Source organism: Luteimonas terrae (assembly GCF_031457535.1).
Taxonomy (GTDB): domain Bacteria; phylum Pseudomonadota; class Gammaproteobacteria; order Xanthomonadales; family Xanthomonadaceae; genus Luteimonas; species Luteimonas terrae_A.
This window is the reverse complement of record NZ_JAVDWO010000005.1, coordinates 1-12956: the sequence shown is the minus strand read 5'-3', so window position 1 is coordinate 12956 and position 12956 is coordinate 1. Positions and strand designations below refer to the sequence as shown.

Sequence of the window (12956 nt, the reverse complement as noted above, 5' to 3'; positions counted from 1 at the left end):
CCCGGTCATTCGCCTATCGGAACGTGACGCACGGCGCCGCTGACCGGGTCGAGCCGCAGCACGGCGTGCGCATCGGTGTCGGAGATCCACACCGCATCACCGCCGATCGCCAGGCCACCGGGCGCATGCAGGCGCTGCGGCAGTTCGAAGGAGGTCAGTTCACCGCCGCCCAGTCGCAGACGGCGCAGGCTGTCGTTGCCGGCATCGGCGATCCACAGCACCGGCGCATCGGGTTCGAGCGCCAGCGCCTGCGGATGCTGCATGCACGCGTCGGTGCGTGGACCATCGACGCGACCGAACTGCCAGGGGTCCTGGCCGACCAGCGTCGACACCGCGCCGGTGCGCGTATGCACGCTGCGGACAGCCGAGCCGCTGGCATCGCAGACGTAGAGCGTCTGCTGTACGCAGGCCAGGGATACCGGCTCGGCGAACGAGGCCATGGATCCGCTGCCGTCCATCACCGCAAGCTTGCCGCTGCCGGCCAGCAGTTCGATCGTCGAGCGGCCGAGATCGAGCCGCCAGATGCGGTTGTCGCCCGCGCAGGCGATATAGAGCTTGTCGCCGGCGAGCACGATGTCGCGTGGCTGGTCGAGCGCGACCGCGCGCGGATCGGTCAATGCACCTTCGTTGGTAATGCCCGGACGGCCGGCGCCGCAGAGTGTCGAGATGTCGCCGCTACGCAGTTCGATCCGGCGCACCGCGTGGTTGCCGGTGTCGGCGACATAGAGCACATCGCGTTCGACATAGAGGCCATGCGGCCGGGTGAACGCGGCCAGTTCCATCGGCCCGTCGATGAAGCCGGGACTGCCACTGCCGAACTGGCGCAGCACGCGCCCGCTGGTGTCGCATTCGAGCACGCGGTGATGGCCACTGTCGGCGACGTAGAGAAAATTGCCCGCCAGCGCGAGGCCGGCCGGGAAACACAGGGGCAACGGCGGCTCGCCACTGCGGCGCATGCGGATGGGTTCGACACTGACCGCGTACGGGGTGAGTTCGGCGGCCAGCGCGCTCACGCGTGCGTCAAGCTCGCGAATGCCACCCTCGCCGACGATGCGCTCGCGCACCCGGCCCTCGCCGTCGATCAGCACGACCGTCGGCCAGGCCTCGATGCCGTAGTGCTGCCAGAGCGTCCAGTCCGCATCGTGGGCGACCGGGAATTCGACATGCTGGCGGTGCGCCCGCTTGGACGCACGGCGCGGCTCGCGCTCGGCGTCGAAACGCGGGACGTGCACCGCAACGACATTGAGCCGCTCGCGATGGCGCGCGCGCAGATGACCCAGGTCGGCCAGACGCTGCTGCGACCAGGCCGAGGCGAGATTGACGAACGCGAGCGCGCAGACCTTGCCCCGCAACTGCGCCATGCGCAGCGGGTCGGTCAGGTTCAGCCACTCCAGGCTGGCCGGGAACTCGGGAGCGGTCGCGGCGTCGGTCATGCCCGGATTATGCGCGAACGCCCGGAGCGCCGCGTCGATACCGCGCGACGATCTCCCGGGCGGCCGCGTCGACCAGTTGCCAGACCGATTCGAACCCGGCCGCGTCGCCGGTATAGGGGTCCGGCACGTCGCCGCCGCCCTGCCCGGCCCAGTCGAGGAGCAGCGCGATCTCGCCCGTGCCATCTGGGGGCCGGCGGTCGCGGACGATGCGCAAGGTGCTGGCGTCGGCACACAGCAGCACATCGAAGTCGCGGTAATCGGCGGCGTCGAGCATGCGGGCGCGCAGGCTGGAGATGTCGACCCCGTGACCGGCGGCGTTGCGGATTGCGCGCGGGTCCGGTGGGTCGCCCACATGCCAGTCGCCGGTGCCACAGGAATCGACTTCAATCACGTCGCGCAGGCCAGCGCCCTCGATCCGCGCGCGCAACGCGCCTTCGGCCATCGGCGAACGGCAGATGTTGCCCAGGCACACCACCAGCAGGCGGCTCATTCGCCGGCTGCCAGACGCGTCTGCGCGCGGGCGAGATCCTCGGGCGTATCGACGCCGGGCGGAAACGGCTCGCGGGCGATGCCGACCGCAACCCGGTGCCCGGCTTCGAGCACACGCAACTGTTCGAGCATCTCGATCTGCTCCAGGCGCCCCGGCGGCATCGCCGCGAACTGTTTGAGGAAGTCCACGCGATACCCGTAGATGCCGATATGCCGCCACCACTCGCCATCCGGCATGACGTCGCGGCTGCGTGCGAAGGCATCGCGCGGCCACGGCACCGGCGCGCGGCTGAAGTACAGCGCATCGCCTTCGACATTCCGCACGACTTTGACCGCATTGGGATCCAGCAGCGTTTCGACATCGGCCACCGGCGCACACAGCGTCGCGAGATCCACTCCCGGCTGCGCCGCGAGCGCGGCGACGGCCTGGATGCCGGACACAGGCGCAAAGGGTTCGTCGCCCTGCAGATTCACGACCACGCGCGCGGCATCCCAACCAGCGAGCGCGGCGCATTCGGCCAGACGGTCCGTGCCGGAGGGATGCTCGGGCGACGTCATCGCCACCTGCACCGGTGTGCCGGCGAGCGCCTCACGCACGCGTGCGTCATCGGTCGCCACCCACACCTCGTCCGCGCCCGCCGCCAGTGCGCGCCGCGCGACATGCAGCACCAGCGGTTCGCCGGCAAGCAGTTGCAGCGGTTTGCCCGGCAAGCGGGTGGATGCGTAACGCGCGGGAATGGCGACGACGAAACCGGTGGATGTGCTCATGCGGGGATTGTCCCAGATCTCGGTGCGTCGGGCTGTGCGGCGCCTTGCGGCGCTAGCGCAATGGCCAACGCGGCGGGCCGCAAGATGGTTGGAGCGAAGCGAAATCCATCGCCTCAGATGCTGCGTGCGGACAACATATCGCGAGCGTTCGCCCTCACCCCACCCCCTCTCCCCGAGGGAGAGGGGCGCAAGCCGCGCCTTCTCGGCCAGCGCTCGATCAGCGCAGCTTGGTCAACCGGTCCAGCAAGGCGATCCAGAACGCTTCCGGCAGCTCCCCGGACACCGGCACGCTGTAATGCCGTTCGCCGGCGAAGCGCATGCACTTCACCGCGTCCTTCTCGGTCATCAGCACCGGCAGGTCGCTGCCGAAGCGCAGGTCTTCGGCGGTGTAGCGATGATGGTCGGCGAAGGCGTGCGGCACGACGGCGATGCCATGGCTGCGCAGCGTCGCGAAGAAGCGTTCGGGATCGCCGATGCCTGCGACTGCATGCACGCGCTGACCGGCGAAACGCGACAGCGGCAGCGCGCGGCCGCCGACCAGCGGCAGCGCCTGCCCGGTCTCCAGCCGCATCGGCCACTCACCGAATTCGGCTGCCACGTCGGTGGCGCTGCCGGTGTTGAGCACGCGGAAATCGACATCGGCGCTGCGCGTCGCCAGCTCGCGCATCGGGCCGGCGGGAATCAGCAGGCCGTTGCCGTAGCGACGCACGCCGTCGATGACTTCGATCTCGACATCCCGACGCAGGCGGTAATGCTGCAGACCGTCGTCGCAGACCACGATGTCGCAACCGGCGGCGATCAGCGCCTTGGCGGCCGCGACGCGATCGGCGTCGACGCGCACCCTGGCGCCGGTGCGCGCGGCAACCAGCACCGGCTCGTCGCCGGCGAGTTTCGGATCGGTGACCGGCTCGACCCAGCGCGGCGTGCCGGCGTCATCGCGGCCATAGCCACGGCTGGCAACACCCGGCGTCCAACCCGCGGCCTGCAGACGCGCGACCACCGCGATCGTCAGCGGCGTCTTGCCGCTGCCGCCGGCGATCAGATTGCCGATCACCAGCACAGGCTTCGAAACCTTGCGCGGGCGTACGAATTTCAACCGCAGCCGTGACGCCGCGCCGTAGATCCGGGCGAGCGCGCGGGCATGCAACGGCGGACGGCTGCCGTCGAACCAGTACCGCGGTGCCTTCATCCGACGCGGTCCCCGCCGTCGCCATCGCGGAACTGCATGCGATGCAGACGCGCGTACAGGCCGTCCTGTTCGAGCAGCTGCTGATGCGTGCCGTGCTCGACGAGCCGGCCGTGGTCGAGCACCAGCACCTGGTCGGCGTGTTCGATCGTCGACAGGCGATGCGCGATGACCAGCGTCGTGCGGTCCGGCATCAGATGTTCGAGCGCATCCTGCACCAAGCGCTCGGACTCGGTATCGAGCGCGGCGGTGGCCTCGTCGAGGATCAGGATCGGCGCGTCCTTGAGCATCGCGCGGGCGATCGCCAAACGCTGACGCTGGCCGCCCGACAGGCGACCGCCACGGCTGCCGATGCCGCTCTCGAGGTGCTTGGGCAGTTTTTCGATGAACTCCATCGCATTGGCGCCGCGGATGGCCGCGTCGAGCGCTTCGCGCGACACGCCGGCCATTTCGCCGTAGGCGATGTTCGCCGCCACGGTGTCGTCGAACAGCATCACCTGCTGTCCTACGAGCGCAATCTGACGGCGTACGTCGGAGAGCTTGTAGTCGTCAATCGGATAGCCGTCGAGCAGGATCTCGCCTTGCGCCTGCGCGTAGAAACGCGGGATCAATTTGATCAGCGTCGACTTGCCGCTGCCCGAGCGCCCGACGATTGCGGTCACCGTGCCGGGCTTGGCGACGAAGCTGACATCCTCCAGCGCCGGCGCATTCTGGCCCGGATAGCGCGCACCGACGTTGCGGAACTCGATCTCGCCACGCGCACGCGCCAGCGGCCGTGTGCCGGTGTCGCGCTCGTCGTCCGAATCGAGAATCTCAAACAGGCGCTCGGCCGAGGCCACGCCCCGCTGCAGCATGTTCTGCACGTTCGTCAGCTGCTTGAGCGCCGGAATGATCGCCATCATCGCGATCATCAGCGCGACGAAACCACCCGCGGTCAGACGACCCTGCGAGGCCTCGTAGCCCGCGATGACGATCAGCAGCGCGAGACCCACCGAGCCCATCAGCTGCACGACCGCCGACGAGATCGCGCGCGTGGCCTCGACTTTGAGGTTCAGCCGCATGTGCGTATCGGCGACCGCGCGATAACGCGCGTTCTCGGCCGCCTGTGCGCCGTAGATCTTCACTTCCTGCTGGTTGCTCAGCGACTGGTCGGCCGCCTGCAGCAGCAGCGCCGAACTGTCCTGGATGTTGTGGCTGACGCGGCGGTAGCGACGCGCGACCTTGCCCATGATCCATGACAGCGGCGGGGCGATGACCAGGATCGTCAGCGTCACCTGCCAGCTGGTCCACAGCATCACGATCAGCGACGCGATGATCTGCAGCGACTGCTGGATCATCACCTTGGCAGCGTCCACTGCGGCCTGCGACACCTGGTCGGAGTCCGAGCCCAGGCGTATCAACATCGACGGTACCGGCTCGGCATCGAAGCGCATGCCCGGCAGGCGCAGGTACTTGCCGAGCACCATGACGCGCAGATCGCGGGCGATGCCGCGGCCAGCCTTGGCCATGTTGTAGTCCGCCAGATAGCCGGCGATGCCGCGCATCACGAACAGGCCGATGATCGCCGCCGGCAGCCACAGGTTCACGCCGGCGTTCGTCCCGACGAAGGTCTCGTCGATGATCGGCTCCATCATCTTGGTGAAGGCGCCGCCCGCGGCCGCTTCGATCAGCATGCCGACCAGCGCCACCGACAGCAGGCCGCGATAGTCGGTGGAGAACTTCAGCAGCCGGCGATAGACCGGCCAGGCGCGATCGGCGCGCACGGGGCCGGGCGTCGGCGCGTCGTGCTGCGCCTTGTCGACAACGGTACTCATGTCATTCCTCTTGCGTGGCCGCGGCAGCCGCAGCCGCCGTCGGCGGCGCGGTCGCATTCGCGATGCGCTTGAAACCGAGCTGCCCCAGCGCGTCGTAGGCGGTCGCGACCGCCTGCCACGGCGTGCGCGCATCGGCGCGCAGCAGCACGGTGCGGTCGCGGTCCTCGCCAGCGACTTCCGCGATCGTGCGCTTGAGCGATTCGACATCGGTGCGCAGGGCTTCGCGATCGTCGACGAAGTACCGGCCGTCGGCATTGATCAGCAGGCTCAGCGCGCCGTCCTGCGCATCGTTGCGCTCGCCGGTGGCCTGCGGCAGTTCGAGCTTCAGCACCGAGCGCGCATCGAAGGTCGTGGTGATCACGAAGAAGATGATCAGCACCAGGATCACGTCGATGAGCGGCACGAGGTTGAGTTCCGGATTGTCCTCGGCGCGGCGGTCGCGGATGCGCATGCGTCAGCCCTGCACCGGTGCCTGCACCTGCACGCCGCGGCGGTTGCGTGGATCGATGACGTCCATCAGCGCGATCGCCTCGTGCTCCATCTGCACGATGTAGCCGTCGATGCGCGCGCGGAAGTGGCGGTGGAACATCAATGCCGGAATGGCGACGATCATGCCCGCCGCCGCGCAGACCAGCGCCTTGCCGATGCCACCTGCGAGCTGGTTCACATCACCGACGCCGTGGTCCATGACGCCCATGAACATCTGGATCATGCCGACCACGGTGCCGAACAGGCCCAGCAGCGGACCGGCCGCGGCGATCGTGCCCAGTGCATTGAGATAGCGCTCCATGCGGAAGGCGACATGGCGGCCGACATCCTCGACCCGTTCGCGGATCTCCTCGCGCGGGCGGCTGCGCACGTCCAGCGCGGCGGCGAGCAATGCGCCCAGCGGCGCCGTGCCGCGCAACGATTCGATATGCGCCGGGTCCAGCGTGCCGCGCGCGGCCCAGGCGCGGACTTCCGCGCCCAGCCCCGGCGGCAGCACCGCCTTGCGGCGCAGCGCCCAGAAGCGCTCGACGATGATTGCCAGCGCGACAGCCGACAGCAGCAGCAGGGGCAGCATCGGCCAGCCGCCAGCCTTCACCAGTTCGAGCACAGCAACCCCTTCGGCCGATGGCCGGTTCAATCCGGGGAATAGGATAGCCCAGCCTGCCCGGCCGCCCCGGGCTGCGCTTCGCGCCGCTCGGCCTGTTGCGCGGCGTCCCACAACCGCGGCCGCCTGACGCGTTCCTGCGTGACAACCAGTCCGCCGGCCTGCAGCCGGAGCCGGGTCGCCCCGCCGCCGGCTGTGCTGCCGACCGCGGCGCCGGCATTGGTCCAGCGCCGGACCACCTCGTCATGCGGATGCCCGAAGCGGTTGCCGTGACCCGCCGACATCATCGCAACCGCGGCGCCGGACGCGTGTACGAAAGCGGGATCGGAAGAGCTGCGGCTGCCGTGATGCGCGGCGATCACGACCTCGGCCGCGAGCGAGGCTGCGTCGCGCCGGACCAGCAGCCGTTCGACCAGATCGTCGATGTCGCCCGGCAGCAATGCAGCGCCGTGCGCGGTCTCGACCCGCAGCACGCAACTCGATGGATTGCGGAAGGCCGGGAAGTACAGGTCCGGGTGCAGGAATCGGAACGTCACCCCGTCCATGCGCCAGGCACTGCCCATCAGGCATGGAGACGCGCCCGGCACGCGATCCCATTGCGGCGAGAAGATCACTGGCGCGGCGAAGCGGCGCTGCACGGCGCCGAAGCCGCCTGCATGATCGGCATCGCCATGGCTGATGACGATGGCATCAAGGCGGCGCACGCCCAGCGCCTGCACTGCCGGGACGATGACGCGCTCGCCAGCGTCGAACGCCTCGGGAATCGCAGGCCCGGCGTCGTAGAGCACGGCGTGGCGCGATGTGCGGACCAGGACCGACAGTCCCTGTCCGACATCGAGCACCACCAGTTCCGCTTCGCCGTGTTGCGGAAGCCGCCGATCGGGCCACAGCAGCGGCAGCCACAACAGCGCCGCCAGCCATTTTCCCGGCACGCCTCCCGGCAACAGCATCCAGAACGCCGCCAGGAGTGCGAGCGGCAGCGCAAGCCAGTGCGGCTCGGGCAACCACCAGAGCGAGATGGGACTCGCCGCCAGCCAGTCGAACAGCGGCCAGCTCAGCTCGAATGCCCACGCGGCGCTGCGCCAGGCCCAGTCGCCGGCGCCGGTATGGATCGCCTCCAGCCCGGTGCCGATCAGCGCCAGCGGCACCACGACCAGACTCCACCATGGAATCGCGACCAGATTGGCGATCGGCCCGGCCAGCGAGGCCTGTCCGAACAGGATCACCGTCAATGGCAACAGGCCGATGGTCGCCACCCACTGCGAAGCCAGCAGGCCGCGAAGCTTCGACAGTTCACGCGCATCGGGCAGACACCAGACCAGCCAGGCGACACCGGCGAAGCTGAGCCAGAAACCCGCGGACAGCACCGACATCGGATCAACCAGCACGACGGCGATTGCGGCGTAGGCCAGGGAATCGGCGATGCGCAGATGCCGCCGCGCCAGCCGCGCGATCACGACCACGCCGATCATCAGTACCGTGCGCACGGTCGGCAGCTCCCAACCGGCCACTGCCGCGTAGACCGTGCTCGCGAGCAGCGCGACAATCGCCGCCGCCTGCGGACGCGGCAGCCAGCGTCCCAGCCACGGCAGGCACCACCACACCGCGGTGGCCGCCAATGCGAAGAAACCGCCGACCATGCCGACGTGGAAGCCCGAGATCGCGATCAGATGCGTCAGCCCGGTCGCGCGCAGCGCTTCCCAGTCCAGATCGCTCAGCGCGCGCGTGTCGCCGATCGCCAGTGCCCGCACATAGCGCGCACTGTCGCGGTCGACCACGCCATCGATACGCGTCGCGACGCGTTCGCGCCACCGACCCACGCCGCGGCCCGCGTCGAGACGCGTGACCGGTTCACCACTGCGCACGTAGCCCACCGCAGTGACACGCTGCGCCATTGCCCGCTTCTCGCCATCGAACCAGCCCGGATTGCGCAGCCCGCGCGGCGCACGCAGCCGCGCGGTGAATGTCCAGTCGCTGCCGGCCTGCAGCCCATACCGCCGAAGGTCCGGACCTTCGCGGCGATCGTCGTACCAGGACAGCCGCAACAGGCGACCGCGCAACGGGCCCGGTACCGAGTCATCGCCAGCCACGCGGAACAGGAACGCCGTGCGCTGTGGCTCGTGTACCGGTAGGGCGATGACCTGACCACGCACCTCGAAATCGCCCCGCTCCATCGGCGGCGGCAACTGGATCGCCAAAGCGTGTGCCGCGTGCAGACCGCACAGCGCTGCACCAACGAAGAAAGCCGCAGCGACGCGCCCTGGCCCGCGCCAGACCGCCCAGCCCGCGACTGCCGCTGCGAGCGCAAACGCCATCACCCACCACGGCGGCAAGACGGGCAGCTGCAGACTTGCGATGGCACCGAGTACCAGTCCTGCTGCGACGCCGAGGCCGAGACCCGGCACCCGCTGCGCGCTCATGCAAGCGGCAGCCGGTCCAATGGACTGCGCACCCCCAGCCCGCCCCGGTTGAGGACATGGGTGTAGATCTGCGTCGTCGACAGATCCTTGTGACCAAGCAGTGCCTGGATCGTCCGGATGTCCTGACCCGACTCGAGCAGGTGCGTCGCGAACGAATGCCGCAGCGTATGGCAGCTCGCCGGCTTGAGGATGCCCGCGCGCAGGCGTGCAGTGCGCACCACGCGTTGCAGCACCGACTCGTCGAGATGATGACGCCGTACCGCGCCATCGCGCGGGTCACGCGACAGCCGCTGTGCGGGAAACACGTATTGCCAGCCGCGCTCGCGCGCGGCGTTCGGATACTTGCGCGTCAATGCGGCCGGCAGCCAGACCGCGCCATGCCCCAAACGAAGATCCGCGTCATGCAGATGCAGGGCACGCGCGATCTCATCACGCAGCCCATGCGTCAAACGCTCGGGCAGCGGCACGTGGCGATCCTTCCCGCCTTTGCCGTCGCGCACCACGATCTGACGCTGGAGGAAATCGACATCCTTGATCCGCAAGCGCAGCGCTTCCATCAACCGCATGCCGGTGCCGTACAGCAGCCCCGCGAGCAAGGCCGGCCGTCCCTCCATCGCCCGCAGCAGACGCTCGACCTCCTTGACGGCCAACACGACCGGCACCCGACGCGGCCGCTTCGCACGCACGACCGCCTCCATCCAGGGCAGGTCGACGCCGAGCACCTCCCGATACAGAAACAACAGCGCGGCCAGCGCCTGATTCTGGGTACCCGCCGCCACCCGATCCCGCGTGGCCAGCACCGTCAAGAACGCTGTGACTTCCGCCCCGTCCATCTCGCGCGGATGCCGCTTGGCGTTGGCCAGAATGAATCGCCGGATCCAGCCGACGTAGGCCCGCTCGGTCCGGATACTCAGATGCCGCACCCTGCAACGCGCCCGCACTTGGTCGAGCAACTTAGGGGACCTGACCGGGTCGGTTACCGCCTCGCTTGCGTCTGATAACACACTGCGCCTCCATGCGCCGGATACCGCATGCAGGCTAGACGTTTGAAACGCCTGTCAGAACGCGACAAGACGTTGATTCTGCGTCGGAAATTCCCGCTTGGCGACCACCGGAGTTCCGACGCATACTCGGTGCAACACCCCGCATCCGGGGTCGAATACTAGTTAGGCCCAAGATCGTTCTTTCATGAAGTACAAGCTCATCAAGTCCATGGCACACAACTGGACCCACTCTTTCATGAGTGGCATGAACTACGTCGATGGCGACTTCGTATTCGAGGACATGTATCAGCTTGCCCGCGACCGCAAAGGACAGAAGGTTATGGTCACGTGGATTCCTGATCGCCCGGAGGAGCTCTTTAGCCTCACCCCCCGCGTACGGGAGTCGCTCAAGCACTACCGAAAGTCACTCCCGAAGCATCTTGAGCGGCACCAGATTGATCAAGGGGCCATCTCAGAGATGCGGACCGAGGTTTACGTTGCAGAGAATCATCGTATGTACGTAAGGTCTTACGTTCTGGACAGCCGAGGCAAAGAGCATGTTCAGTTCGTTTGGGCCTAACAATTCGTTCAAGCCGAAACCGCCTCGCGGTTCGGCTTAACTCAGGCGTTAGGCCGCTACCCAAGAGGAGTGCTCCCGTGACAGAAGATCATGAAACGCTGTTGAACGTTCGTAGTCACGTAGGTAACTGTGCACTCCATTGGCACAAACTCGCTGTCGAAGTATCAGGTCTCGTAGTAGGTGGGGCGGTAGCATTGGCAGGATTCGCAGTGACTAGAGACAACATGGGCCTCACTACCAGTCTCTCGCTTGGTTTCATCGCTGCAGCAGCCGGCATTGCTGGCTACGTTTTAATAAAGCACATAGAAAAAGAATTTTATATGCATACTGGAATTCTGCAAAAAGTGGATGACCTTAACGGATTGTTTGACCCGAACAGATTCGGCCTAACGAATGGAAATATCCTTTATCCCGAGCCTTGGAAAACCTCTGGGTCAGTCACTTATAAAGAGCCCCTACTCACTTACGCAAAAAGAGCTGTGCTCTTGGGGCCAATCACAATGGGGGCATTAGTGGCAATTGTCAGTATATTGCGCTGACAGGCACGTGACAGCGGCCTAACAATTCCGTAAGGAGCTTCCCGTCAACTCCGAGTGCATGAGCGCCGCGCCTGAGCGTTGAGGCATTTGCTGTTCTCCGGTTGTCGGGTATCGCAGTAACATTCGCCAGAGTGATCGGTGATCAAAGCGTTGCCAGACTGCATTTCCGTAATCGGTCTTGTTGGATCGGCGTTACTGATCCGGACCAGGGTAAAAACCGCACCCGAAGGCCTCTCTCATTCATCGGCTTGGCCCATGCACGGGGATCAGCCGTGTCATGTGGTGGCGCCACCTTGTTAGTCAGGCTCTCTCCGGGACGGTCTGACCGCTTGCTACCTCGTCGCTCTGGCGTTGGACCTCGTGTGCCGTGCCCCGCTTTCAGGTGGCCGTGGCGTGTGTCTTGCGCTTTGTCGGCCTCTGCACCATCGGGTGCCTGAGCCAGGCTTCGGCGTCGTAATCCTCATCACGTGCCAGCATTGCCCACAGCTGCCGCGCGTGTTTGTTGGCGACCGCCACCAGCATCTTTCCGAAGGGCATGCGTTGCGCCAAGCCGCGGATCCAGATCTGCTCGGCACTCGCCTTCTCCAACGCAACCGCATTCGCCCGCTGCAAACTGCTTCTCGCGCCTTGGATCAGCAAGGTGCGCAAATAACTGTCGCCGCGACGGCTGATCTGCCCGAGCCGTTGCTTGCCGCCGCTGGAGTGTTGCGTGGGCGTCAGGCCCAGCCATGCCGACAGCTGCCGGCCGTGCGTGAACTCGCGGCCATCGCCGATCGTGGCGACGACTGCATCGGCGGTCAGCGGCCCCACACCGAGCATCTGCTGGGCGCGCCGGCTGCGCACATCGGCTTTGGCATGGGCGGCGATGGTGGCATCGCAGGCCGCGATCCGCTCGCGCACCTGTTGCCAGTGTTGCTGCAGGTCATCGAGCAGCCCGTGCAGCATTGCCGGCAACTGGTTGCGCACCGCTTCATCGCCGAGCGCGCGACGCAGCGCGTGGTCGCTGCGTGCCACCACAACGCCGAACTCGGCCAGCAGCCCGCGCAGGCGGTTGCTGATCGCCAGGCCTTCGACTTTGTAGCCTTCGCGCACGCGATGCCAACTCAGCCGCGCCTGCTGGTCGACCGTCTTCACTGCCACGAAGCGCATGTTGCCCTGTCGCGCCGCGGTCGCGATCGCCTCGGCATCGTTGCGGTCGTTCTTGCTGCCCTGCGACTTGCGGAAGGGCTTCACGAACTGCGCCGCCATCAGGCGCGGCACCAGCCCGTGCGCAAGGCAGCGACGCGCCCAGTGGTGCGCCCCGCTGCACGCTTCCATCGCCACCACTGTGCCGGGCGGAAGTTGGGCCAGCCATGCGGCAAAGGCGTCGCGCTTGAGGTCCCGACGCTGCCGGACCCGGCCGCCAGCGTCGAGCTCGCTCACTGAGAACACCTGCTTTGCCAGGTCCACACCCATGGTTATAGTGCCCATTGGAGACTTCCCCTTCATTTGATTGTTCGTCGAAACACAATCATGGCACTCGATGCCGAGCGGCTTGCCGCTGAAGTGGGAAGTCTGGTGAATTAACAAGCGAAGTGCACCGCGCCGAGGAGTTCTCGCATTCGTTCGATCGGTGATTTGAACCCATAACGTTTTCTCGGCCGAGAGTTGA

11 protein-coding genes and 1 pseudogene are annotated in these 12956 nt (G+C 66.9%); 2 read left to right on the top strand and 10 right to left on the bottom strand.

Features of this window, described 5'->3' with window-relative positions:
* Positions 1 to 5 precede the first annotated feature (5 nt).
* From J2W68_RS06880 to J2W68_RS06840, 9 genes and pseudogenes are all read right to left on the bottom strand, one after another.
* Entirely contained in the window at positions 6 to 1433 is a 1428-nt protein-coding gene (locus J2W68_RS06880) for a thioredoxin-like domain-containing protein (protein ID WP_310233935.1), read from the bottom strand.
* 7 nt (positions 1434 to 1440) lie between these two features.
* Entirely contained in the window at positions 1441 to 1923 is a 483-nt protein-coding gene (locus J2W68_RS06875) for a low molecular weight protein-tyrosine-phosphatase (protein ID WP_310233933.1), read from the bottom strand.
* A complete protein-coding gene (gene kdsB / locus J2W68_RS06870) occupies positions 1920 to 2690 on the bottom strand; it encodes a 3-deoxy-manno-octulosonate cytidylyltransferase (RefSeq protein WP_310233931.1) in 771 nt (256 codons plus the stop codon). Before kdsB ends, J2W68_RS06875 begins: the two co-directional genes overlap by 4 nt.
* Positions 2691 to 2907: 217 nt before the next feature.
* Positions 2908 to 3879 carry a tetraacyldisaccharide 4'-kinase gene (lpxK, locus tag J2W68_RS06865; protein ID WP_310233930.1) on the bottom strand — a complete coding sequence of 324 codons (972 nt, stop codon included), beginning with the start codon at positions 3877 to 3879 and terminating at the stop codon, positions 2908 to 2910.
* Complete coding sequence (msbA, locus tag J2W68_RS06860; RefSeq protein WP_310233928.1) at positions 3876 to 5690, bottom strand: lipid A export permease/ATP-binding protein MsbA; 1815 nt, start codon at positions 5688 to 5690, stop codon at positions 3876 to 3878. Before msbA ends, lpxK begins: the two co-directional genes overlap by 4 nt.
* 1 nt (position 5691) lies before the next feature.
* On the bottom strand, positions 5692 to 6141 hold the full coding sequence (locus J2W68_RS06855) for an ExbD/TolR family protein (RefSeq protein ID WP_310233926.1): 450 nt from the start codon (positions 6139 to 6141) through the stop codon (positions 5692 to 5694).
* A gap of 3 nt (positions 6142 to 6144) precedes the next feature.
* Complete coding sequence (locus J2W68_RS06850) at positions 6145 to 6786, bottom strand: MotA/TolQ/ExbB proton channel family protein (protein ID WP_310233923.1); 642 nt, start codon at positions 6784 to 6786, stop codon at positions 6145 to 6147.
* A pseudogene (locus tag J2W68_RS06845) lies at positions 6680 to 9203 on the bottom strand (DNA internalization-related competence protein ComEC/Rec2); the annotation flags it as partial. The gene J2W68_RS06850 and the pseudogene J2W68_RS06845, both read right to left, overlap by 107 nt.
* On the bottom strand, positions 9200 to 10156 hold the full coding sequence (locus J2W68_RS06840; protein ID WP_310233918.1) for an integron integrase: 957 nt from the start codon (positions 10154 to 10156) through the stop codon (positions 9200 to 9202). The gene J2W68_RS06840 and the pseudogene J2W68_RS06845, both read right to left, overlap by 4 nt.
* A gap of 235 nt (positions 10157 to 10391) precedes the next feature.
* Here J2W68_RS06840 and J2W68_RS06835 point away from each other — a divergent pair, with 235 nt between their 5' ends.
* Entirely contained in the window at positions 10392 to 10766 is a 375-nt protein-coding gene (locus J2W68_RS06835; RefSeq protein ID WP_310233917.1) for a hypothetical protein, read from the top strand.
* 77 nt (positions 10767 to 10843) lie between these two features.
* The gene (locus J2W68_RS06830; protein WP_310233915.1) at positions 10844 to 11305 is read left to right on the top strand and encodes a hypothetical protein; all 462 of its coding nucleotides are present in this window, start codon (positions 10844 to 10846) and stop codon (positions 11303 to 11305) included.
* Between the two features lie 378 nt (positions 11306 to 11683).
* Here J2W68_RS06830 and J2W68_RS06825 read toward each other — a convergent pair whose 3' ends face one another.
* Positions 11684 to 12775, bottom strand: coding sequence for an IS110 family transposase (locus tag J2W68_RS06825; protein ID WP_310234464.1), 1092 nt, complete (start codon positions 12773 to 12775; stop codon positions 11684 to 11686).
* Between the last annotated feature and the right edge of the window lie 181 nt (positions 12776 to 12956).

Excerpts from the sequence above, each read along its gene's own strand:
- msbA (WP_310233928.1), bottom strand. The coding sequence starts at position 5,690 with ATGAGTACCGTTGTCGACAAGGCGCAGCACGACGCGCCGACGCCCGGC.
- kdsB (WP_310233931.1), bottom strand. The coding sequence starts at position 2,690 with ATGAGCACATCCACCGGTTTCGTCGTCGCCATTCCCGCGCGTTACGCA.
- J2W68_RS06825 (WP_310234464.1), bottom strand. The coding sequence starts at position 12,775 with ATGGGCACTATAACCATGGGTGTGGACCTGGCAAAGCAGGTGTTCTCA.
- J2W68_RS06855 (WP_310233926.1), bottom strand. The coding sequence starts at position 6,141 with ATGCGCATCCGCGACCGCCGCGCCGAGGACAATCCGGAACTCAACCTC.
- J2W68_RS06875 (WP_310233933.1), bottom strand. The coding sequence starts at position 1,923 with ATGAGCCGCCTGCTGGTGGTGTGCCTGGGCAACATCTGCCGTTCGCCG.
- lpxK (WP_310233930.1), bottom strand. The coding sequence starts at position 3,879 with ATGAAGGCACCGCGGTACTGGTTCGACGGCAGCCGTCCGCCGTTGCAT.
- J2W68_RS06835 (WP_310233917.1), top strand. The coding sequence starts at position 10,392 with ATGAAGTACAAGCTCATCAAGTCCATGGCACACAACTGGACCCACTCT.
- J2W68_RS06880 (WP_310233935.1), bottom strand. The coding sequence starts at position 1,433 with ATGACCGACGCCGCGACCGCTCCCGAGTTCCCGGCCAGCCTGGAGTGG.